Origin of the sequence: Desulfosarcina sp., from assembly GCF_033791525.1 — a bacterium.
Lineage (GTDB): Bacteria > Desulfobacterota > Desulfobacteria > Desulfobacterales > Desulfosarcinaceae > Desulfosarcina.
On the sequence record NZ_JASJGN010000296.1, the window covers coordinates 1 to 22,669 of the forward strand.

Here is a 22,669-nt window from a genome sequence, read left to right on the forward strand (position 1 = left end):
GTCCAAACCCGACCGCCTGCTAAGAATAATAAACCTCAGCAACATGTTATACATAAAGCCATCGCGTGGAAGAAACTTCTGGAAAATGGAACATTTAAATCAAAAAGTGATCTTGCCAAAAAAGAAGGCCTAACCCGAGCCAGGGTCACGCAAATTATGAATTTACTAAAACTTCCGTACAACTGGAGATATTTCCTGAAGCAGTTAGACGATTCCAAAGAGATTCGAAAATATTCCGAGAGAAAACTCCGAAGTTACGATCCAGACAAATTCCCCTGTAAACTGTGTCCAATCAAGAAAAGCCCTACTGCTAGCCCGAGCAACGGATCTGCGAACTGATCCTGTCACGTATATTTCTTGAAATGGTGTTAACCAGTTTTTTAGCAAGAAAATTCCATGCCAATAAAAAAAGCGAATTGGCTGAAATCATTACCAATTCGCCTTCTCATACAATGCTCAAGAGCGTCGAAAACACGAGTGAGTGTTAACCATAACTACCTGAAATCATTGCTAAAAAAAATGGCTCCCCAGCACGGACTCGAACCGCGGACCCAGTGGTTAACAGCCACTTGCTCTGCCGACTGAGCTACTGGGGATTATAAGGTTTCTTTTGCCGTGGTGACGGCTAAAGAAGTGTCTTAAGTAGTCGACCATGATTTGAATGTCAAGGGCTTTTTTGGCCCGGGAATAGTGGTTCGTTCGTTCTGTTTTGCTGTTTTGAAAAAGATTATAACGTGTTGAAATACATTTATTTGTTATCTTTCGTGCGCCTCTCATATTTGCCGCGATTCATGTTTTTCGCTCCACCGGCATTGACCCGCCTTGTGCGACGCCCATTGACCGATTTAATGCGTGCAACCAAGGTAACGGCCGGTCAGGGTTTGAGGCGAGATAGCCGCTTTATCGAGAAGCCTTCCCAAAAATTTTTATGGCCCATTCGCTGCGTTGGCTCCTCGTTTCATGTCCTCGACTTACATCAGTATGCCTGCGGGTTGAAACGCGGCTCCGCCTTGACCTTGAACCAAAACCCTATTTTTGAGATAGGTTCCAGATAGCTGGAATTCGATGGGGATTTTTCAAAAAATGCGGTACATTAAGTTTCAGTATTTATCAATAATTGTCCTTTCAGACAGTTTTTTCATTTTTATGTGAGTCTGAAAAACCTTCTAAATATGGTGTTGACGGGGCTAAATAAAAGGATTAAGGATAAGTATAACTGTTCATAGAGAATATACAAAAGTACGAACCGATAGTCATGTAGCGCACCTTTCAATTGCTGATTCATCCAGAATTGCCGCCACAGGAGACCATCATGGAATTAACGCTGTCTGAAAAAATCCAATTATTACGCAAACGATTGGGCTTGAACCAGGGCCAGTTTGGCGCCAAGGTTTTCAACACGAGCGTGGAGACCGGACGGACCAAAGTTAAAAATATTGAGCTGGGCAAGCAGAAACCCACGCCCGAAGACTTGGCCCAAATGTCAAAGGTGCTGGATGTGCCCCCAACCGTGTTCCACCAGGGTCAATCAGCTGAACCCCTTGCCCAGGTTCCGTTGCGACAGGGAGTACTCGTGGACCAGGCTGTTCTGGATCGTTTCGAACAGCTGGGTCCATACTTGGAGATGCTCAACCGGGCGGTTTTTATCAACGATGAAGAACTGATCGAACATATATCCGCCAAGCTGTCCGGCGTTTTGGTTTGCAGCGGCACTCTCAAGGCGATTAACAATTAACCCGCGGAGGTCGTGATGGACGATAACAACCGGGATTATCACTGCATGCGGGACCATTACCTGGAATTGCTGTGGACAGCGCAGAAAGTCGAGGACCGCCGCCTTACGGAATTGATTCTTCGGCGGCTCAAGGACACGGCCTTGGAAATGACAGCGGCACCCGCTCCTGCCTGTGAAATTATTCCTTTCCCAAGTACAATTGTCTGTGCCATTGGGTGTGCTGATGGATATGACGAGATTCGTCTGATATGGCCCCGGCAGCCATTGCGGCATCTGCTCTCCATGATCTGCGGATACGCCGCTGTTGTCGTTTTCTTCGGAATTTTTGGAATTACTGCGTAAACAAACCTTCCTTTCTATTTTTTTGCAGGTACAACACCACACTCTTTCCCAGTAGCGGATTGAGCAGACGGTCGATCCACCGGGTTACCCGTGGCTTTTTCATGATATCCCAGACGAGCAGGCGATGGTAAAGGTTGACTGCTGCCGAGTCCGTTCGTGTCAGACCGACGAAACACTTGAGCCACCAATAGGGGGCGTGGATGCTGTGGGCGTAGTGATGCCCCAGAAAGCGGGCACCCGCCCGCTCCAGCCGGTCGATCAATTCGCTTTGGCGATAGATACGCACATGGCCCTGGTTGGCGTTGAAATAGGCATCGGAGAGCGCCCAGCAGATGCGCTCGGGCAGGTAGCGGGGAACGCTGACCACCAGTGGTTTGCCATGCTTGAGTACCCGGATGATCTCTCGCATGGCCGATTCATGATCCGGAATGTGTTCCAGCACCTCACTGCAGACGACCAGGTCGAAGCAGGCGTCGGGAAAGGGCAGGCAGGTCACGTCGGCCGCGGAAAGGCACCAAGTTCCGCCCCCATGTTCGCCCAGCCGGTCATGAAAGCTGAGCCGCTCACGCGCTTCCTTCAGATCTGTCGGGTTCAGGTCTGCTCCAGTCACCCTTACTCCCTTTAGCCGGTAGGCCGCGCAGGCGTGCCGGCCGGATCCGCAGCCGATGTCCAAGATGCGATCGCCGGGGCGGACAGCCAGGCGGGAGAAATCAACGGTAATCAAGGATGGTTTCCCGATAGGCGTCAACAGTCTTTTCGGCTGCGCGACGCCAAGTAAAGTGCTGTTGCACCCGCTGGTATCCGCGTCGGCCAAGCCCATCGGCCTGATCCGGGTGGTCCAGCATGTCGATAATGGCCCGGGCCAGGGACATGTGATCTTTCGGAGGGACCAGAATGCCCGCGTCACCCACCACTTCCGGAAGAGCGCCGCCCGTGGTGCTGATCACCGGCACCCCGCAGGCCATGGCCTCGCCCGCCGGCAGGCCAAATCCTTCGTAAACAGATGAGACGACCGCCATGGCTGCCCGGGCATACTGGCGGACAAATTCCGCATCGCTGATGCTACCGGTAAAGACGATCAAATCGCCGATGCCCAATCGCCGGATCAACCGGCTGATGCCGCCGTTTTTCTTGGGTGTCCCGACCACTACCAGGCTGATGGCCCTTCTTTTTTTCGCTATTTCCGCCACCGCATGCAGCAGGTAGTAGAGTCCTTTGAGCGGGACGTCGGAACTGTTGGTGACGATGATGCGGCCCGGCTCCCGCTGGATCTCGGGAATGGGGTAGAAAAGTTTGGTGTTGATGCCGTTGGGAACAACTGCAAAGCGCTTCCGGGGAATCTTGAAATCCCGGGCGATATCTTCCCTGGCGCATTCGGAGACGGTGATGATCCGGCGAAGGGTGCGAGATACCCGTTTTTGCATGCCGATGAAGGAGAACCAGCGCAGGTGCTTGATTTTTTTCCAAAAAGGCCTCACCGAACGCACGGCGATGTCCCGGTCAACCGTGATGGGGTGGTGGATGGTGGCCACGGTGGGAATCTTTTTGGCGATGGACCAGATGCCGTAAGACAGGCTCTGATTGTCGTGAACGATGTCGTAGCGCTGCATCCGGGTGCGCAAAAAGCGCTGGGCACGGATGCCGAAGGTAAAGGGTTCGGGAAACCCCATGGTCGAGACACCCGCCCATTCCATGATATTGACAGGGTCGCAGAGCTCCCTGAGGGTGGGAACCCGAAACAGACTCTCCGGATTGTACAGGTCCAGGCAGGCCGGCCGGTGGGTGGGGATGTCCGGGTCCAGACCGGGATCCGGCGGGCCGGAAAACACTTCGACGTGGTGGCCGATATCTTTGAGTGCCCGGCTCAGGTTTTTCAGGTAAACACCCTGGCCTCCGCAGTGGGGGTTGCTCCGGTAGCTCAGCAGGCAGATGTTAAGGGGACGTTCCAGGCTGCTAATCATAGGCGTTAAACAGGTAGTCCTTCCCACGTGGCAAAATAGAACCACTTACAGCCCTGCTGTGACCAACGTCAAGTGTTTTCATGTATTGATTCAGACTCGATTGGCAATCCTAAAGGGCATTGTCCGCCTTGCGGTTAAGGAATATGGTGACAGAGAGCAAACCGCAGTGTTATGCATGACCGAGGACTGAGGACTGAGGACAGAGGGCGGAGGGCGGAGGGCGGAGGACAGAGGACAGAGGACAGAGGACAGAGGACAGAGGGCAGAGGGCGGAGGGCGGAGGGCGGAGGTCTGAAACCGGTGGATTGGGTATGGTGAATGGGTAAGTGTGGAATGCTCAATAAATAGCAGGTCATCCCTGAGAATGCGGGGACCTGGTTTGTGTTTACGGTATTTTCAGGAGGACCCGTGGACAATGCGATGCCCGATGCAGTGATGCTGGTGGAAGTGGGGCCGCGTGATGGCTTCCAGTTCGAAAAAACTGTGGTTCCCACCCGCCGAAAGCTGTCCGTGATTGCCCGGTTGGTTGCAGCCGGGCTGAAACAGATTCAGGTGGCCTCCTTTGTCCATCCGGAAAAGGTGCCCCAGATGGCCGATGCCGACCCATTGATCAGACAACTTCCCCGCCAAAACGGTGTGGTCTACACGGCATTGGTGCTCAACCGGCGGGGACTGGACCGGGCCATGGCGTCGGGCATCGCGGCCGTGGAAATCTCCCTTTCCGCCAGTGATTCCCACAGCCGTAAAAACGCAGGCATGGCCCATGGCGAGGCACTGGAACACGGGCTGCGCATGATTGACCAGGCGATATCCGCCGGCCTTCACGTACGAGCCAGTCTCCAGTGCGCCTTTGGTTGCGTAGATGAAGGGCGGATTCCCACTGCTCGCATTGCGGGCATTGTCCGACGGTTTGTCGAGCACGGGGTCCATGTACTGGCTCTGGCGGACACCACCGGTATGGGATCACCGCCCCTGATAGAAGAGGTTCTGGATGCGGTACTTCCTCTGGCCGGCCGTTTGCCCCTGGCGTTGCACCTTCACGACACCCGCGGCCTGGGACTGGTTAACCTGATGGCCGCATTGAAATACGGCGTTTCGATTTTCGACACTGCTCTGGCCGGCATGGGCGGATGTCCCTTTGTTCCTGGCGCGGCCGGTAATATCGGCACCGAAGACACCGCCCACCTGCTGGAAAGCCTGGGGATTCATACCGGTGTGAATTACCGACAGGTGGGTGCTGTTTCGCGCGAAATGGAGACGTTTTTTCACCAATCCTTCCCCGGCCGGATGCACCGTGTGTCGGCCTTTCAAACACCGCACGAATCGATTTAAATCGGATTGCCCCGCCTCTCCTTTTTTTAACTGAATTCCTTTAGTTTAAAATCGGCCTGCCGATATTTGGAACATGTCAGGCAAGTGGCTTTAGCGGACAGCGCTAATTTGCGGTGGGGTTCCGAAACCAGATTCATTCACATAAATTCGATCAACGATGACGCTAATGGCAGACGCACCCAAAGAGACCCTATTGTTTGTGGATGACGAGGAAAGTATCCTGGAGGTGGCTTCGGAATATTTTATGGCAAAAGGGTACCACATTCTGACTGCTGAAAACGGCCGCCTTGCCGTCGACATCATTGAAAAAGAAAAAATAGACTGCTGCTTCACGGACATCAACATGCCCGAAATGGATGGGCTGGAACTGGCCGAATACATCCGAACGGTGGACAACACCATTCCGGTCATCATCATGACCGGCTATCCGTCCCTGGACAACACCATCCGCACCTTGAAAAACGGTGTGGTCGACTTTCTGATCAAGCCGGTCAACCTGAATCAGCTGGAAATCTGCGTCAAACGGGTGCTGCGGGAGCGGCAGCTGTTTATCAAAAACATTTTTCTGACCCAGGAGGTGGAAGGCAAACACCGGATCGAGAATCTCAATCGAGAGCTGACATACAAAGTCGAGGAACTAAACACCCTCAACCGCATCATGACCGACTTTGCCACCATCGACTCCAGCTTCGACCTGTTCAAGCGGGTGGTCGACCTGTCCACTGAACTGACCCACGCTGACGAGGCCTGTTTTTACGTCATCAACGAAGCGATTCAACGGCCGGTGCAAGTGGCACGGTCCGTTGCCGGCGGAAACGGGGGCCCGCCGCCACAGCAGAAGCATTCAACTGCGTCATGTGTCGATGAAGAGTTTGCCTGCAGCAAGGATATCAGTCAGTTGATCATGGACAATTGCGATGAGGACAAGCCCTTGCTGATCCATGAAAACGGCAACGTGCGGGGGGTGCCCGAAGCCATCCAATCCCTGATGCTCGTTCCGCTGAACATCCGCAAGAAGGTGTTCGGCGTATTGGCCGTATCGTCGCTGAACGGGGATGTCCGCTTTTCGGAAAAGGACCTGTATTACATGTCGTTCATGACCAACAAGGCGGCTTATGCGATCGAAAATGTCGCCCTTTATGAAAATATTTATGAGAACCTCCTGCAATTTTGTTACGCTTTTGTGCGGACCATTGAAGCTCGCGATCCATACACCGAGCAGCATTCCAGCCGAGTGACCCGGATTGCCATCGCCCTGTGCCGGGGCATGGGCGGCAGTCAGGAGGAGCAGGATATTCTAAACGTCGCCGGCCAGCTTCACGACATCGGGAAAATCGGTATCCGGGATGACATTCTGCTCAAGCCCGGCCGCCTGACCGATGAGGAGTTTAGCATCATAAAGCAGCACCCGGTAATCGGTGCAAATATCGTCGAGTGCCTGGGCCTGTGGGACCGGGAAAAGAACATCATCAGATGCCACCACGAGCGTTATGACGGCAAAGGCTACCCCGATGGCCTGGCCGGTGAAAACATCCCCATGCTGGCCCGGATCCTCTCTGTGGCCGACGTATACGATGCCATCGCATCCGACCGTGCTTACCGCAATCGCATGGAAGAGTCCAAGATCCTCGAGATCATGTATGGCGGATCCGGTACCCAGTTCGATGCCAGTGTCATCGATACATTCCGATCGCTCTACGACCAGGGCGTTTTAAAAGCAATCAACGAAACCTCGCCGTGATGCCTCACACCCATTTCCACGGGACTACGTATATCGGCACTGGGTCTTCACCGGCCGCTATCCCGTTTCCAAAATAGACTGAAATCCTTCCTGCACCAATTGGGATTGGAAATCGTCTCCCTTTTCCCCCTATTTATCATTTGATCCGAATGGTGTAAAAACCGGTCAGCGTGAAACAGGCCGTGGGATCCTACCTACGCCCAAGTTGATTGGAGAATTTGATGCGCGTTGTTCTTATTTTGCTGTTTTCCCTCGGCCTGACTTGGTGTGGCTGTTCCAACGTGTCCGCCATGCTGACCATTGAAACCGATGGTGTGCTGCTCCATTTCCCAGAGGGTGAGGCAGCCATTGCAGCACGGTTGAACCACAACCTTGCCGATATCATGATCTATCTGCAAAAAATGGGTCTGCCGGTTAAACGACCGCTTCACATCGTTGTGGACGAGAACCAGGATGAACCCGACGTTCAGGTTCACGTCATCCCCCACCTGGAGATCCGCATTCCCTTGCGTGCCCCCGGTGTGTTGGAAGAGGGGTATACGGAAGCTGACCCCTGGACCTATTTTATGTTCAAGGGGTTGTGCCTTCAGGGTATTTACGGGCTGAGATCAAAGGTTCCCGGGGTGCTTTACAAGGGGTTCGGTGCAATCATTTCCCCCAACGTCATTTTACCCCCCTGGGTCGACGGCGGCATATGCAATTTGCTGTATGCCCTGTATCTTAACAAGGCGATTCAGGATCCTTTTGAGGCCGCGCTATTTCGATCTACCCCGCCGCCGGATCTCGAAATTATCAGTCACCACCCGCAAATCTGGCCCGGTTATTTTGCCTTCCGCATTTACGGAAAACCATTTATCTGTTGGCTCTATCAGGAATACGGCTGGTCGAAGATCCTGGCGTTTCTGCAAGTCCATGGCGCTGGCCTGATTCCTATCGAAATCGATTTGAAAGCCCGCGAGGTTTTCGGTAAAACGTTTTCGGCGCTGTGGCAAGACTTCCAGCGCCCCTATGCGCAGCCGCAGCGGTTATCGCCACCGGCTATCCTCGCCCGGGGATACTGGGCCGAACCCTTTGTATACTGGAATCGTGCCGGGGTCTTTCCCGGCAAGCTTCAAATCAGGAACCGCGGCCGTTACGGCGTCGTCGACCCGGACGGGACGCTGTGGCTTTCGGAATTCAATACCAGCGCCACGCTTTTCGGATATACCGGGGGCCGCGTGGTATCCACGTCGCGTAAACATATCTGGGATCCGGGGCCCGGACGCGTGGCCGTCAGCCGTATCGGCCGGCGCCCTTATCTGATGGTTTTCCCCGATGATGGCAAAGGGGGGTTCGGTCAAATCGACAGGGCCGCCACCGATGAACCGACCATGATTGAAGCACCGCAAGGCGTGATTGCGCTGTCCGGCCCGGTGCGCAACGAACGCGGTGCGATTGCCGTGGCAGCCAATATCCAAGGAAACTGGGATATCTGGATCTATAACGAAGGTTGGATGCAGCTTACCCAAACACCGTCCATTGAGCTGGATCCCTGGTGGGAGGGCGACTCCCTGGTGTACGCCTCGAACGCCAGCGGTCGATTCCAGATCCACGCAGCCAACCAGGAAGCGATCACCGCTGTCGACAGCATGGCCCTGCTTCCCAGGCACGGCAAGTTCCTCAATCTGACCGCAAACGGTTGGCGGATGGGCAACTATAAACACGATCGGGTCTCTTTTGGACCGCCTGTATACGCGCCGGTGGTGCCTGCCTTCAGGGAGCCCGAGGCGCCGGAACTGAACACCCAGCCTTATTCCCCCTTGAAAAGCATCTGGCCCAACTACATCCGGCCCGACCTGTTTGCCGACATTTCCGACTTTCAGATCGGCATCGCAACCAAGAGTCGTGACGTTAGCGGTGATTATCGATTGGACGCCGGGTTGCGCTACTCCTCCGACACGAATTACTTTGCCTTGCGGCTCGGCGCCCAGGCCAAAACACTGGGTACGCAGTTCACCCGCTACCCGGTTTCCTACACCACCGATGTCGATCAGACCGTTGATGAGTCCCGCCATGAAGCCAGACTGTTCTGGCGGCCATTGGAACGGGTCCTACCCGAAAGCGACAACCTGCTTCGCTCGTCGACCGGTTTAGACCGCTTTGACGGGCTCGAGCTGTCGTTGAACTGGCGTAACTGGGATCCGCTGAATACCCGAACCCCTGATTCATCCGCCACCCCCTCGGGCCATGAAGAGTGGCTTGGCATCGGATTGGCCAAGCAGGTGGAATTCATGAGCCTGTGGAGCAGTCTGGAGCTATTTTCGCAAGACCGCCAGTCGCTCACGTTGGGTGGACGACTGCTTTATGGTGATCAAACGCTGACATCGGTTCACCTGCTTTTGGGTCGGGCATGGGGCGGCGCGCCGAACCTGGGGCACACCACGTTCCGGGTCGGCGGTAACGTGTCTGAAGGGTATTTCACCCGCTTGCCCCCCAAGCTGTTTCCGATACGCGGGTTTAGCGCCAACCTAATTGAAGCTCCCAAAGCCGCCGCCGGCGGTATCGAGGTGTTCTGGCCCCTGGCCAACCTTCAGATGGGGTACGGCACGCTGCCACTCTTTTTACATCGCCTGAGGCTGGGAACCTTTGTCGATGCCGGGATTGCCGGTGAATCAGTCGAGTCCGACGATTGGCTGGTCGGCGCCGGTTTTGAATTCGTCATGTCGGCAGAAATCGCCTGGGGTAGTTTTTCCGCATTCCGGATAGGTGTGGCCTGGCCCCTGGTTTATCCGGACTATGTTCAAGACAACGGTGCCAAATTTGTGATCCAGCTTGGACGGCCATTATAGCCTGCGTGGCGCCTTGCCATAGCCGGGTCCGCGATCCCGGATGCGCGGGCATGTGCACGACGATGGGCTTGAAACCGGTCTCTTCGAACCGACACCGGTTCCTCGGTCATCACCACAGGCGACATCCCTTTATCAATTGTGCAGAATGGTGTAAAAGACTGGGAATCGTCAAGCAAACCCATGTTTGCCGGAATGCGGCGGTGCAAAAGGGGTGCAAAGGAGTCCTATGCCGACCTGGTCGGAACCACAGGATCTGAAGACATGGATGGTGCAGGGGCTGAGCCTGCGGGGAATGGTGCTGTTGCTTTCCGTTCTGGCTATTCTTATTTCCGAAGTGCGCTTCAGCTGGGTGGAGGTGTTAGTGGGTCGCTATCTGGCGGTTACCAACAGCCACCGGCCGGAATCGGGCAGCGTATGGGAGCAGGGCCGCTTGAAGCAGGTGGCCACCCAAACCCTGGAGCAGATGGTGACCCAGCAGATCACCGCCCAGCGTGAAGCCCGCGAGGCCAGCTCACTGTCCCAACTCATCGATGGTCTTACCGCGTCCCAGGGGGCCATGATCTCCGCAGCGCAGTTTAAAACCCTTTACAGCCAGATCCCCGAGGCCGTCGCCTGGACCCTGTTTTCACCCGTCCTCATGCTGCGCATCAGTGCCGAAAAGAGCTGGGATCGGGTGTATATGGAGCGGGAAAATGGCCAGGTGGGGATCTACCTGCTGGATCGCGGCAACAATGTGCTCAGTTACACGACCCTGAACGAGCAGCAGCTCAAATCCACCGGCACCGAACCGCACATCAAGGCAGGGACTTTGGACGGGCAGCCGGAGTTTGCCGGCCGCATCTATCCAGCGGATCGGTTTTTCATGGCTTTGGACACCCTTTCGCCGGAGACCCAGCGGGGTGTGCTCTCCCATCCCGGCACGCTGCTGGCCGCTCAAGGGACCCCCGTGCGTGTGGGGGTCAGTGATGAAGTCAACGCCGATATGATTCGAATCGGCATCGAGATGGACACCCCCCAGGGGCGGCAGATCGTGTTGGCCGTGGGGCAGGAGTGGGCCGTCTGGCAGGTTCGCATGCTGCTGGAGCCCCGGCTTTCCAAACCCCCTTCCAGTAAGATGCGCTGGCCCCTCAGGCGGGAGGATCGATGACTGATAGCCTGCGCTTTTTCCGGGCCGTCACCGCCTTTATTTATCTGATGGCGACAGTTGGTGCCCTGGCGGGAATGGGTCTGTTCTGCCTGTTCCTTGTCGCGGTCAAGGATTTGCCGCAGGTCCCCGAACCCATCGGCCGCATCAACGACACACCCGCCACTGAAATCTTCAGTGCCGACGGGCAGCGCATTCTGACCATCGGCGGACGGGAAACCGTTGCCCTGGATGACGTCTCCTACCCATTCATTCAGGCTATGCTGGCCACAGAAGACCACCGGTTCTGGGAACATCGGGGCGTCAACAAGTTGCGCACCGTAAAGGCTTTGTGGGTCACCTTGTTCGAGTCGGGAAAAATTCAGGGTGCCTCCACCATCACCCAGCAGCTGGCCAAAAACCTGTTTTTCAGTTTCGAGCGCACCTGGGTGCGAAAGTTTCGGGAACTGCTGGTGGCTCTTCAGATCGAAGCCCAGTTTTCCAAACAGGAAATCCTTGAGGCCTATATCAACCAGATTCCCTTCGGTGTCGGTGCCTATGGCATCGGCGAGGCAGCGCGCACCTTCTTTGGAAAACCGGCCGGTGGACTGACTCTGGCCGAAGCGTCATTGTTAGCCGGCCTGCCTAAATCGCCCACCCGGTACAACCCGTTTCGATACCCGGAACGTGCCCGGGCCCGGCAGCAAGTGGTGCTGCAGCGAATGGTAACCACCGGTATGATCAGTCGCGAAGAGGCCATAGAAGCCCAGGCCGTGTCGGTTGACCTGCGTGCACAGGGCCGTTCGCTGAGGGTGGACAGCTATTTCCTGGACGCGGTGATGAAATCGCTGGAAGAGACCTATAGCCCCGAAGTCGTCTACCATGGCGGCCTGCGGGTCTACACGACCCTGGACGCCGGGATGCAGCAGCAGGCTGAAACAGCGCTGCAACAGGGGATTGCCAAGCTGGAAGCCCAGATGGACATGACCCACCGGTCCGAGGAGACCAGGGTGGAAGACGACAACGGGCTGCAGGGGGCACTGGTCGCCGTGGAGGTAAATACCGGGGCGGTGAAGGCATTGGTGGGCGGACGGGATTTCTTTCAAACCCCATATAACCGCGCGGTGCAGGACAACCGGCAGCCGGGATCCGGTTTCAAACCATTCCTTTACTATGGGGTGTTGGAAAACCTGGACAAGACGCCGGCCGATGTGATGGTGGATCAACCGGTTTCCATACCTGTGGCCGGCAAGGCGCCGTGGAAGCCGCGCAATTTCAAACGCACCTACGAGGGTGCCATGGTGCTCAAAAAGGCTTTCACGGCGTCGGTGAACACCGTTGCAGCTCAACTGGTCTCCACCGTCGGTCCCGATGCGGTGATCAACATCGCCCGGCGCTGCGGCATCACCAGCCATCTGGCCCCGGTCTATTCCGTCGCGTTGGGCACCTTCGGGGTCAGTCCCCTGGAGATGGCCGCCGCCTATGCCACCTTTGCCTCAGGAGGCGTGCGGCATCCGCCCTACTGGATCCGTCGGGTGGAGGATGTGAGCGGCCGGGTGCTGCAGGAGCATATTATCACCGGTGAACGGGTTCTGAATGAATCGATCAATTTTCAGCTGGTGGACATGATGGCCGGCGTCATCGATGATGGCACGGGCAATGGGGTCCGGCGAATGGGTTTTGCCCTGCCGGCCGCCGGTAAAACCGGCACCACCAACGATTACAACGACGCCTGGTTTACCGGTTTTACCCCCAACCTGAGCACATCGGTCTGGGTGGGGTTTGACCGGGGGCAGGGCATGCGGGATAAAAACGGTGCAGGTATTACCGGCGGGCGCGGAGCAGCGCCCATCTGGGCGCAGTTCATGAAACAGGCTACGGAAGGCGAGCCGCCCAGGGCCTTCGTGGCACCGCCGGATATCTATTTCAAGAAAGTGAATCCCGAAACCGGGTCGTTGGCCGGGTTCTGGACGCGCGACCCGGTTACTGTGGCGATGAGAAAAAAACATTCTTAAGGGATATGGGATACTTGTTTAAACATCTGGCTGTCCGGTTGTGGGTGGCCCTGGTCATCGGCGGCATTGTCGCCCTGTTGGTGCTGCCGCCTTTTGCCGGCGCCGTGGGACCCGGATGGATGATCGTACCCGGCCTCGGCCTGCTTGCCGCCGCATACTGGTTTACAGGCGTGGCATTTGCTGCCATGGGGCGCCGCCGACTGGAGCGCCTGCTTGGCGAGGCCACCGTGTGGGAGCGGGCCGGGATGCCCCGGGAGGTGCGCCAGGCCCTTGCCCGGGCTGCGGCCATGGTGGACAGCTTCTTTTTCTCGCCACTATCCCGACGAACGCCGGCCGGGCAGCTGCTGGCCCAAACGGCACGGTTCCAGATGGCTCAGGCGGCACCTGAATCGTCATCCGATGCCATTGTCGGCGCCTATTTGCGCACTTTTCCCCGTGACCGGGACGCCGCCATCAAATGGCTTGACCGGGTGTTGGCCGGAAGGGCGTTGACCGATCAATCCCATGACATCGCCGCCAGGATCGGTGACACTCACCCCGAGGACATGGCCATCCAGCGGATGCTTGCCCAGTTTTACCTCTCCGAACGGCGCGGTGACTTTGCCGCCCTTCAGACTTACGGGCTGTTGATGGATGCTGGAGAACCCCTACCGGACACCTTGATCAGTGACATGGCGGATCTCTTCCTGTCCGAGCAGCGTCCGGACACGCTGGCCCTGAAGGTTTACCTGGACGTCTACACCCGCGGTGGACGTGACAAACGCCTGCTTCCGGGCATTGCCGCCTGCTGTCGGATGATCCATCCTGGCCCGCTGACCCTGCCCCTGCTGGAAAGGGCCGATGAGGCGATGGCGGGCATTGCCGCATCTCAGCGCAGTAAAATGGCGGCTGCCTTTTTGCCCACGACGACCGATTCCGGCACGGGACGATCGGCCAGGGAACGCCGGATTGAGCGGCCGGCATTCGGTCCAATGATCCGCAACACATTGACCGGATTGAGGAGAACGGCCTTCGGGTTTGTCGCCGTTGTTTCCGACCAATTGCGAAAGACCCGGGAGGGATTATCATCCAGGCGGGCCAAATTGGTGCTGAAATGGTCGGCCATGGGGCTGTTCATGATCGGTGTGGGGTGGCTGGTGATCAATACCGCCATGCATTTTGCCGTTACTTTCAAAACGGTGGAAAAAGAGCCGGTAACGGTGGTTGCCCCGGTCACCGATCCCTTTACCCTTCAGGTGGCGGCTTATCTGAGCGAAACCGATGCCCGGCGCTATGTGGATCAGCTGAAAGGCCAAGAGTTGGATGCCTATTGGACCCGGGCCTCCGGATCCAACAAAACCTGGTATCAGGTGCGCATTTCCCATTTCAAGACCAAGGCAGAGGCCAGGACTGTGGGCGAGGATCTGAAGACGAGGCAACTCATCGGTGATTATTATGTTGCCAATTACAAACGGCCTGACGTACCATAATCGAGAACATTCGTCGCTTGGCGACATCCCGCCCTTTTTTCGGTAATTACCCGGCGTATGGTAACTATTCAACTTGACCTGATTTCGTGCAAAGGAAGCTGAACATGAACGCCACCGCTATGACCCGAATCGTTGAATTATGCCTCAGACTGGACAACCATGCCTCCCGCCTATACCTGAGCCTGGCCCGCAATGCCGGAACTGATGACCTGAAAGGGTTTTGGCAGGATATTGCCACTAAAAACGAGCAGCACCTGCTCTACTGGGACCGGCTGCTCAATTGGGCCGAAAAGGGGATGCTCAACAACCTGTTCGATGGTCCGGAAAAGACGCTGGACGAGTTAACGGGGTTGGAGGAAAAAATATACGACCTGGTCGACAGCTGTACACAGGTACGCCGCAAGAAGAAGGCCTTCACCATGGCCTTCAAGCTGGAATTTTACCTGTTGCACCCGGCTTTCGAGACCCTTTCCCAATATGTGGCCACTTTCAACGGCGATGCCGGATCGGATTTCCCCTACGAGCGTTTTGTGAACCGGCTTTTTGATGCCCTCCAGAAAAATGAATTGGGCACACTGGAGTTGGAACTGGTGGGTGAGGTCATCCACCGCCTTTGGAAAGAGAACCGGCGGATGGCCTTTTTAAGCAACTACGATGAGTTGACCGGTATTTTTAACCGCCGGGGGTTGTTCAATGCGATCACCCACCTGGCCCACTTGGCCCAGCGCAATGAAAATACCGTTGGTGTATTGATGATCGATATCGACTATTTCAAGGCCATAAACGACAACTTCGGTCACCAGTTCGGTGACGACAAGCTGCGCCGGGTGGCCGAATGTATCCGGGAAGGGATCCGTGCCTCGGACGTTCTCGGGCGATACGGTGGTGAGGAATTTCTGGTCTTTTTACCCCGCGTGGAGCCGGTGTCGCTGGGAGAAGTGGGAGAAAAGATCCGGCGGGCTATTGAGACGATGCCCGACACGCGCGCATCCGTTACCGTCAGCATCGGTATTGCCTACGGATATGTGGGAAGGGAGGTGGACGCTGATATCAAGACGCTCATCTACCAGGCCGATGAGAAACTCCTGATGGCCAAGGCCGCCGGCCGCAACCGCATCGAACTTTGACGGGTGCGTAACAAGTCCGATATCCGCGTTACGCTTCATCCCTCGTCACTGCAGCGTACCATAAGTACGCCTCATTCCTCGAGATTTGCAAGCCTTGATCTCGAACTTGTTGCGAACCCGTCGGAAATGCGACTTTTTACGCGTTCATCAACTTTAACTGGGTGTTAAAAAGAGCTTGTCTCCCTTTGGCAAAGCGTTTAGACTTACCCCATCTGGATACGGTATTGGCCTACAGCCAAATACAACTGGAGGAGTCAAACATGGAAAAACAGGATGTCATCAGGATCGCTGAAGGTCTCAGGCTGATCGAAGAGGGCGTGGAAGCCATTCAGGGCGTGATGAAGGAGAAAAATATCAAATCGCTCAAAGACGTGGCAGCCGAACTGATTCCCTTTTTCAAAAAGGATGACGATTCACTCACCGAATCCATTATCAGCCATCTGGAATAAAGCGACCACCCGGACGTTATCCTCTGCCCCGCGTGCCGGGGAGAAAAGGCCGGACCCCATTATACGGGATTCGGCCTTTGAATTTAACGAAGGGTTGTCAAAAAATGGATGTCGCCAGCTTATTTTTTGTGGGGTCATCAATTATAGGAACGACCCTAACCCCTTTCAGTATAAACAGTGAATAGGTCTCCTTTCATAAACGGTAGATTTCGGTTCAGGGGAAGGCCGCAGCGATGTTGAATCCGGAGGCGTAGCAGCGCTACGTCGAGGATCTCAGCTGAGCGAGAACGCCGGCCTGGGCCGACAGATGCCATTTAGGGACGGGGACTATTTAAAATCTATCCGCAGTTGCTTTTTGTTGATTTTGCCCACGCTGGTCTTGGCGATGGTCTCAACAATCTGTACCCGGTCCGGCACGCCGTACTTGGGGATGACGCCCTCTTCGGCAAATTTGGCGAAAAAGGCTTTCAGTTCTTCGGGGCGGGTCTCCTGCTCGGCCCCGGGTTTGAGCACCACCAGGGCCATGGGCCGTTCGCCCCATTTTGGATCCGGCACACCGATCACCGCTGCTTCGCTCACGGCCGGATGACGGCTGATCATGTCTTCCAGGGTCAACGATGAGATCCACTCACCGCCGGTCTTGATCACATCTTTGACCCGATCGGTGATCTGCAGGTAGCCTTCCGCGTCGATGAAGCCGATATCACCTGTGTGCAGCCAGCCGTTGGCCCACAACTCCTCGCTCTTTTCCGGATCATTGCTGTATCCCTGGGTCAGCCAGGGTGAGCGCACCACCACCTCGCCGGCGGTTTTGCCGTCGTGGGGCAGGGGCTTGCCGTCGGTGTCCACCACCTCCAGCAGCACGTTGGGCACGGGCAGGCCCGTGCGGCAGCGCATTTCTACCTGCCGCTCCGCATCCCAGGCGAGCATGTGGGGCTTGAGGTTGGCCACGGTGAGCAAGGGGCAGGTTTCGCTCATGCCATAGGCGGTGTAGAGGTTGATGCCGTTTTCCAAACCGGCTTTGCATAGGCCCCGGGAAAGGGCGCTGCCGCCGATCACCACCTTCCAGCGCGACAGGTCCAGATTCTTGATGACCGGGCTGGAGACCAGCATGTGGATGATCGTGGGTACGCAGTGGGAGAAGGTGACTTTCTGGGAGACGATGAGCTTGAGCAGCATTTCCGGTTCGTATTTGCCCGGGTAGACCTGCTTGGTGCCCAGCATGGTGCACAAGTAGGGAATCCCCCAGGCGTGGACGTGAAACATGGGGGTCATGGGCATGTAGACATCGCCGGAATTGATGGCAGCCTGGGATTCGTAGGCACACAACCCGGACATGAGTCCGTAGGTGTGCAGCATGATCTGGCGGTGGCTGAAGTAGACGCCTTTGGGAAGGCCCGTGGTGCCGGTGGTGTAAAAGGTGGTGGCCATGGCGTTTTCATCAAAATCGGGGAATTCGTAGTCAGGCGCTGCCGCGGCCAGTAGGTTTTCGTATTCGCCATCCAGTGCCACCGGCGTCTCCGGGCGGGTCGTTTCGTCGCTGAGAAGAACGATCTTTTTGACGGTTTTCATCTGGTCTTTGACCGCGGCCAGCAGAGGCAGAAAATCGGCGTTGACCAGGATGATGTCGTCCTTGGCGTGGTTGATCGTGTAGACCAGCTGCTCCGGCGACAGGCGGATGTTGATGGTATGCAGTACCGCACCCATCATGGGTACGGCGAAAAAGCACTCCAGGTAGCGGTGGCTGTCCCAGTCCATCACCGCCACCGTGTCCCCCTGCTTCACGCCCAGGGCGTTAAGGGCATTGGCCAGGCGTTGCACCCGCTGGTTCAACTCGACGTAGGTGTACTTCATCTTGTCCCGGTAGACGATCTCCCGGTCCGGATAATAGGTCAGCGGAGTGCGCAGGATGTTCTTGATCAGCAGGGGAAACCCATAGGCCGATGGGGTCTGGGGGATGAGTTTGACGGGCATGACGGTCCTCCTTTGAAGGTTGACAAGCGGGTTATGATGGATTTTGCAGAAAACAGAAACGGGTCGACTGTTCAGAATCGTGGAATAGCTGTTGAATGGAAAGAATGTAGGGGTAACGCGTGCAAGCTGTCAAGAAAAAGGAGTGCCAGCAGCCGTTCAACTCAAGGGAAAATCCTTCAACTGTCATTTGTTCGTTGACAGGTGGTTGCCACCGCCGATGGTCAGCCTGTCGGCCAGCCCGCGGGCAGCCAGCACCGCGTGTACCTGACCGATCGCCAATTGGGCATCGGACACCTCGATGAAGAGGGTTACCACCCCCCGGGCATAACGTCCGCCTCGCCAGCGTCCGGCACCGGATGCCTTCAGGGTTGTCTCCAGACTGCGGGACAGATCGTAACGGAATCGGGACATGTCGGGATCGTCAGGCTGGGGATCCTTCGAGAAATCAAAATGCAGGATGAGCGTTTCCATGTCATCCGGAATACCAGGTCGTTGTGACAGATGCGGTCATCACGTAAAAATCTTTTCCACCTCCTGTCATGCATTGCATGGAGCGGGTGTTGAACTGGCCAAACGGTTGCCGGATGATTATGGTTTTTGGAAACCTCAACCGGCCTGCGGGCAGATGACGTGCGTTGCTTCCATGTCATCCGCGGCTTCTGAAGACCCATCCAGAGGAGACGATGACTGCCGATGATACTGAAGGATGAAACTGATTTGAACCACAGCCACAGCTTCGGCCAGGACCACAAACGGCCGGGGGAAAGCCGCACGCTCATCGTCATTGTCGTTACCGCTGTGATGATGGTGGTAGAGATCACCACCGGGATGCTTTTTGGTTCCATGGCCCTGCTAGCCGACGGCCTGCACATGGCCTCCCACGCGGCGGCCCTTTCCATCAATGCCTTTGCCTACATTTACGCCCGCCGCCATGCCCACGACAAACGCTTCAGTTTCGGAACCGGAAAGGTGAACGCCTTGGGCGGTTTTTCCGGCGCGGTCCTGCTGGCGGTGTTTGCGGTGATGATGGCGGTGGAGAGTGTCGTCAGGCTGGTCAATCCTGTGGCGATTGCCTTCAACCAGGCCATCTTCGTGGCCATCATCGGACTGGTGGTCAACGGACTGTCTATGCTCATCCTGGGGCACAAGGACGGCTCTCATCACGGCAACGACCACGGACACGATCATGATCATCATCACCACGACCACAATCTGCGGTCCGCCTATCTGCATGTACTGGCCGATGCGCTCACCTCGTTTCTGGCCATTTTCGCACTGCTGACGGCTAAATACGTGGGCCTGATCTGGATGGATCCGCTCATGGGAATCGTCGGCGCCATCATGGTCTCGCGCTGGTCCATCGGGCTGCTGATAAGCACCAGCCATGTATTGCTGGATCGGCAGGCATCGGTCGATATCCAGCAAAAAGTGGTGGACGGCATCCAAAAAAACGGCGATAATCGTGTCGCTGACCTTCACTTGTGGACCGTTGGGCCAGACATCTATGCAGCCATCGTGTCGGTGGTTACGGAAATTCCCAAACCGCCAGAATACTACAAGCAGCTGATCCCTTCAGATTTAAAATTCGTGCATGTAACCGTGGAGGTAAACCGAACCTAACACCCTGCTAAAGCGCCGCCGGATTATTTCCGGCCCATGTGCGATCAATCATTTATCCAAAGGAGGCAATCATGGCAGCCAAGAAAATTCTCATGCTGGTGGGAGATTTTGTCGAAGACTACGAGGCAATGGTCCCTTTTCAGGCCCTGAGCATGGTGGGTCACACGGTCCACGCGGTCTGTCCGGATAAAAAGGCAGGGGAGACGGTGCGGACCGCCATCCACGACTTTGAAGGTGACCAGACCTACAGCGAGAAGCTGGGACATAACTTCGGCCTCAACGCCACCTTCGACGAGATCAGGGCCGAAGACTACGATGCCCTGGTTATCCCCGGCGGCCGGGCCCCGGAGTATATCCGGCTCAACCCCAAGGTGCTGGACATCGTCCGCCACTTTTCCCAGGCGGGTAAGCCCATTGCCGCTGTCTGTCACGGCGCCCAGGTGCTGGCCGCAGCCGGTGTCCTCCAGGGGAAAATCTGCTCGGCCTATCCGGCCGTAGCGCCGGATGTCGGGTGTGCCGGCGGTACCTTCGCGGACATCGCCGTGGACCAGGCCCACGTGGACGGCAACCTGGTCACCGCCCCGGCCTGGCCGGCCCACCCCCAATGGCTGGCCAAGTTTTTGAAGGTGCTGGGAACCCGTATCGAGCTGTAGAACCGTGTTCATTTTCGAGACCAAAGAAACAAGGCTAACCTTTGTTAACCGATGCGGGCCTTGTTTCTATTGGGAAATATATTGGTCGTTGTTTTTGAAACTCATCTGCACACCGGGTTCGTGCGTGTTGGCGAGTGCCACAAGCAGTACCTACCTACCAACATCCAATTTTAAACTAAATTTATGTTGATTTAACCCACTAATTAATTTATAAAAATGTGTCTATATCTAAAGTCATGATAGCAATTGCATATTGATAAAACTTCTAATCGAAGCGTATTTAGTAAAGCTGTCATTCAGAATTAAAAGAAAATTTAGGTTCCAGAGAGAGAATTGGGTAAGCAAAACGCCAAAAATGAATCTCAGCCGATCCACCCTTGTGCCGAAGTCAGTCCTCGAGAAAAAGCTTTCCTGCTGCAGGGAGACAGAAAAATTCACATTTTTGCTCAATCTGCAAGCCGATATTCTCTTCTGTTTAAGTATTTTAAAGACCATCCACCCATAGATCCTGAAAAACCTGTTAACTTGTTCATTCAGGACAAGGAACAAGCGATCGAGATTGGACCTTGCCGTATCTTAATGAATGCCGGCAAGAATGAAGACACAGGCCGTTTGGTTTCTTTTCAGGACTTGTATGACTTCTACCAAGTTTTCCAACAGAAGAAACTGGTTAAACTTCAAGCCGGATTTCAGGACCTGCCCCTTTTGCTTGCAATTAAGAACGAAATCAAACCTGAGTTTAAAGGATACGTAGCAGACCTTAAATATGATTTGCAGGTCTATAAGAACCTGTTTGACAATCTGGATTCCAAGTATCATGCAGAACCCGAAGAAGCTAAAAATTCAATTCAAGAGACGATCATACGGACAGAGGGTCCCAGTTTTCGGCGATTTTTCGAAGACAAATTGGATGAACTGAAATCCATAGTGGATGATTTCACCTGGAAAGAGCACCAATGCCATGGTTATTACTTCCGAAATCAACTTTGGGGTCTAATCCATTGCAGCCCCTTTACCGCTAGGGCGACCCAAAAACCAAGAGGTTATGCCGGAGATTTCGGGCTGATGCAGATGATTTACTTAAATAATTACCAGGGCGATTCAACATATTCGAAATTAACGCATAAGCATGCCGTTGAACACGCGGCGACTCAGTCAGTGAGACACAGGATAAAATTGATTGCTCAACTGCTGGATAATCACAAAAATAGCTCTCCCCTGTTATCCAGGGGAAAGATTAAAGTCCTCTCAGTCGGTTGCGGACCGGCTTTTGAATTGAAGAATATTCTGAAATCTCCTCGGGATTGTTTAAATTACCATTTTACTTTATTTGATCAGGACAACGCAGCCCTCCTTAGAGCTTCTGAATTAATAGATAAGATTGGAAACAGATTTAACTCAGTACCTGAGGTGGAGTATATTCAGGGTTCGGTAAGATCCATGCTTTTTTCACGTAAGTTTGAGCAAAAGTGGGGACAGTATCATTTTATATATAGCCTTGGTCTTTTCGACTATCTGTCTTCACGTGTAGCAAAAGCCGTTTTAGACCGCCTTTTCCGAATCCTGAAACCAGGGGGAGAACTGGTGGTCGGCAACTTCCACGTATCGAATCCGTCTAAGTATTACATGGCATACTGGGGAGGTTGGCATCTAATTCTTCGAACGGAAGAAAACTTCAAAAGCCTTTTCCAACATACCCCATCAGGAAAATGCTCCGTGCTCTATGACAATACAGGCATTCAAATGTTTCTACGCATCAAAAAGAACGTTAAGGGCGCTTAACAGATAATCCTATCCTACTAATCCCACGGATATTCGGTGATCCTTAACCTGCGGCATTCATACCCTGGCAATCCTCAACCGCGTTATCTCATCTTATACCCTTCAAACACTCTATACGCGTCAAAGATTTGACACGTCCCAATAGAGGCGTCTTACATTGCTTAATATGCTTTACACATAAAAAACAGAATCTTAAAAAATATCACTTATGATTCAGGAAGGTTACAGTTTTTCCATCTACCTTGCAGGATGGAAATATCATTGGCATATATATTGCTCATTCCCATAGCATCAAATTCTAATAATTCATTATTCTGCGATAATATTCACCAGGATTCACTACCTTATGAAAAATTCAATCAGTTTTAAATTGAAGTCAGGTACCGATGAGATCGAAAAAATTAACCAAAAGGGATGTACTTTTTTGAAGGCAAATGGATTTTCAGGTGACGCAGTCCAAACCCAGATGATGATCCTCTGGGGACTCATAACCAGAGGAAATGAATTTGACAACTTGC

General features: G+C 54.7%; 18 protein-coding genes and 1 tRNA gene. 14 read left to right on the top strand and 5 right to left on the bottom strand.

Features of this window, described 5'->3' with window-relative positions; translation table 11 throughout:
* Window positions 1–339 (top strand): hypothetical protein (locus QNK41_RS14720; RefSeq protein ID WP_319258221.1); only part of this gene is annotated, 339 nt, incomplete at its 5' end.
* Between the two features lie 181 nt (window positions 340–520).
* Here the strand turns inward: QNK41_RS14720 and QNK41_RS14725 are convergent.
* Window positions 521–596: transfer RNA gene (locus QNK41_RS14725), tRNA-Asn, on the bottom strand.
* A 716-nt stretch (window positions 597–1,312) separates the two neighbouring features.
* Here QNK41_RS14725 and QNK41_RS14730 point away from each other — a divergent pair.
* Together QNK41_RS14730 and QNK41_RS14735 are read left to right on the top strand one after the other, a co-directional pair.
* Window positions 1,313–1,735, top strand: coding sequence for a helix-turn-helix transcriptional regulator (locus QNK41_RS14730; RefSeq protein WP_319258223.1), 423 nt, complete (start codon window positions 1,313–1,315; stop codon window positions 1,733–1,735).
* 15 nt (window positions 1,736–1,750) lie between these two features.
* Window positions 1,751–2,077, top strand: coding sequence for a hypothetical protein (locus QNK41_RS14735; RefSeq protein ID WP_319258225.1), 327 nt, complete (start codon window positions 1,751–1,753; stop codon window positions 2,075–2,077).
* Here QNK41_RS14735 and QNK41_RS14740 read toward each other — a convergent pair.
* Entirely contained in the window at window positions 2,067–2,801 is a 735-nt protein-coding gene (locus tag QNK41_RS14740; RefSeq protein WP_319258226.1) for a class I SAM-dependent methyltransferase, read from the bottom strand. The genes QNK41_RS14735 and QNK41_RS14740 overlap by 11 nt on opposite strands.
* Window positions 2,788–4,038, bottom strand: coding sequence for a glycosyltransferase family 4 protein (locus tag QNK41_RS14745; protein WP_319258228.1), 1,251 nt, complete (start codon window positions 4,036–4,038; stop codon window positions 2,788–2,790). Before QNK41_RS14745 ends, QNK41_RS14740 begins: the two co-directional genes overlap by 14 nt.
* 408 nt (window positions 4,039–4,446) lie before the next feature.
* Between QNK41_RS14745 and QNK41_RS14750 the strand changes: the two genes are divergently transcribed.
* The 8 genes from QNK41_RS14750 to QNK41_RS14785 all read left to right on the top strand — a co-directional run bounded on the left by QNK41_RS14750 (window position 4,447) and on the right by QNK41_RS14785 (window position 16,122).
* Window positions 4,447–5,370, top strand: coding sequence for a hydroxymethylglutaryl-CoA lyase (locus QNK41_RS14750; protein WP_319258230.1), 924 nt, complete (start codon window positions 4,447–4,449; stop codon window positions 5,368–5,370).
* A gap of 166 nt (window positions 5,371–5,536) precedes the next feature.
* Window positions 5,537–7,111, top strand: coding sequence for an HD domain-containing phosphohydrolase (locus tag QNK41_RS14755; RefSeq protein ID WP_319258231.1), 1,575 nt, complete (start codon window positions 5,537–5,539; stop codon window positions 7,109–7,111).
* A gap of 221 nt (window positions 7,112–7,332) precedes the next feature.
* The gene (locus QNK41_RS14760; RefSeq protein WP_319258232.1) at window positions 7,333–9,939 is read left to right on the top strand and encodes a hypothetical protein; all 2,607 of its coding nucleotides are present in this window, start codon (window positions 7,333–7,335) and stop codon (window positions 9,937–9,939) included.
* A 226-nt stretch (window positions 9,940–10,165) separates the two neighbouring features.
* Window positions 10,166–11,086 (top strand): hypothetical protein, encoded by a 921-nt coding sequence (locus tag QNK41_RS14765; RefSeq protein ID WP_319258234.1) that lies wholly within the window; start codon window positions 10,166–10,168, stop codon window positions 11,084–11,086.
* Entirely contained in the window at window positions 11,083–13,077 is a 1,995-nt protein-coding gene (locus QNK41_RS14770) for a PBP1A family penicillin-binding protein (RefSeq protein ID WP_319258236.1), read from the top strand. The genes QNK41_RS14765 and QNK41_RS14770 overlap by 4 nt, the downstream gene beginning before the upstream one ends.
* Before the next feature lie 14 nt (window positions 13,078–13,091).
* Window positions 13,092–14,546, top strand: a complete 1,455-nt coding sequence (locus QNK41_RS14775; protein ID WP_319258237.1) for an SPOR domain-containing protein — start codon at window positions 13,092–13,094, stop codon at window positions 14,544–14,546.
* 104 nt (window positions 14,547–14,650) lie between these two features.
* Window positions 14,651–15,673, top strand: coding sequence for a GGDEF domain-containing protein (locus tag QNK41_RS14780; protein ID WP_319258239.1), 1,023 nt, complete (start codon window positions 14,651–14,653; stop codon window positions 15,671–15,673).
* A 260-nt stretch (window positions 15,674–15,933) separates the two neighbouring features.
* On the top strand, window positions 15,934–16,122 hold the full coding sequence (locus QNK41_RS14785; RefSeq protein WP_319258241.1) for a hypothetical protein: 189 nt from the start codon (window positions 15,934–15,936) through the stop codon (window positions 16,120–16,122).
* 327 nt (window positions 16,123–16,449) lie between these two features.
* Here the strand turns inward: QNK41_RS14785 and QNK41_RS14790 are convergent, their stop codons facing one another.
* On the bottom strand, window positions 16,450–18,096 hold the full coding sequence (locus tag QNK41_RS14790; RefSeq protein WP_319258243.1) for a fatty acid--CoA ligase: 1,647 nt from the start codon (window positions 18,094–18,096) through the stop codon (window positions 16,450–16,452).
* Between the two features lie 183 nt (window positions 18,097–18,279).
* Complete coding sequence (locus tag QNK41_RS14795) at window positions 18,280–18,567, bottom strand: hypothetical protein (RefSeq protein WP_319258245.1); 288 nt, start codon at window positions 18,565–18,567, stop codon at window positions 18,280–18,282.
* Between the two features lie 222 nt (window positions 18,568–18,789).
* Between QNK41_RS14795 and dmeF the strand changes: the two genes are divergently transcribed.
* The 3 genes from dmeF to QNK41_RS14810 all read left to right on the top strand — a co-directional run bounded on the left by dmeF (window position 18,790) and on the right by QNK41_RS14810 (window position 22,151).
* A complete protein-coding gene (gene dmeF, locus QNK41_RS14800) occupies window positions 18,790–19,716 on the top strand; it encodes a CDF family Co(II)/Ni(II) efflux transporter DmeF (protein ID WP_319258246.1) in 927 nt (308 codons plus the stop codon).
* 71 nt (window positions 19,717–19,787) lie between these two features.
* Window positions 19,788–20,369, top strand: a complete 582-nt coding sequence (locus tag QNK41_RS14805) for a DJ-1/PfpI family protein (RefSeq protein ID WP_319258248.1) — start codon at window positions 19,788–19,790, stop codon at window positions 20,367–20,369.
* A 333-nt stretch (window positions 20,370–20,702) separates the two neighbouring features.
* Window positions 20,703–22,151, top strand: a complete 1,449-nt coding sequence (locus QNK41_RS14810) for a class I SAM-dependent methyltransferase (RefSeq protein ID WP_319258249.1) — start codon at window positions 20,703–20,705, stop codon at window positions 22,149–22,151.
* Window positions 22,152–22,669: the final 518 nt, after the last annotated feature.

What these genes read in the sequence shown, in the direction of transcription:
- QNK41_RS14730 (WP_319258223.1), top strand. Translation starts at nt 1,313, where the DNA reads ATGGAATTAACGCTGTCTGAAAAAATCCAATTATTACGCAAACGATTG.
- QNK41_RS14735 (WP_319258225.1), top strand. Translation starts at nt 1,751, where the DNA reads ATGGACGATAACAACCGGGATTATCACTGCATGCGGGACCATTACCTG.
- QNK41_RS14745 (WP_319258228.1), bottom strand. Translation starts at nt 4,038, where the DNA reads ATGATTAGCAGCCTGGAACGTCCCCTTAACATCTGCCTGCTGAGCTAC.
- QNK41_RS14755 (WP_319258231.1), top strand. Translation starts at nt 5,537, where the DNA reads ATGGCAGACGCACCCAAAGAGACCCTATTGTTTGTGGATGACGAGGAA.
- QNK41_RS14760 (WP_319258232.1), top strand. Translation starts at nt 7,333, where the DNA reads ATGCGCGTTGTTCTTATTTTGCTGTTTTCCCTCGGCCTGACTTGGTGT.
- QNK41_RS14765 (WP_319258234.1), top strand. Translation starts at nt 10,166, where the DNA reads ATGCCGACCTGGTCGGAACCACAGGATCTGAAGACATGGATGGTGCAG.
- QNK41_RS14770 (WP_319258236.1), top strand. Translation starts at nt 11,083, where the DNA reads ATGACTGATAGCCTGCGCTTTTTCCGGGCCGTCACCGCCTTTATTTAT.
- QNK41_RS14780 (WP_319258239.1), top strand. Translation starts at nt 14,651, where the DNA reads ATGAACGCCACCGCTATGACCCGAATCGTTGAATTATGCCTCAGACTG.
- QNK41_RS14785 (WP_319258241.1), top strand. Translation starts at nt 15,934, where the DNA reads ATGGAAAAACAGGATGTCATCAGGATCGCTGAAGGTCTCAGGCTGATC.
- QNK41_RS14790 (WP_319258243.1), bottom strand. Translation starts at nt 18,096, where the DNA reads ATGCCCGTCAAACTCATCCCCCAGACCCCATCGGCCTATGGGTTTCCC.
- QNK41_RS14795 (WP_319258245.1), bottom strand. Translation starts at nt 18,567, where the DNA reads ATGGAAACGCTCATCCTGCATTTTGATTTCTCGAAGGATCCCCAGCCT.
- dmeF (WP_319258246.1), top strand. Translation starts at nt 18,790, where the DNA reads ATGATACTGAAGGATGAAACTGATTTGAACCACAGCCACAGCTTCGGC.
- QNK41_RS14805 (WP_319258248.1), top strand. Translation starts at nt 19,788, where the DNA reads ATGGCAGCCAAGAAAATTCTCATGCTGGTGGGAGATTTTGTCGAAGAC.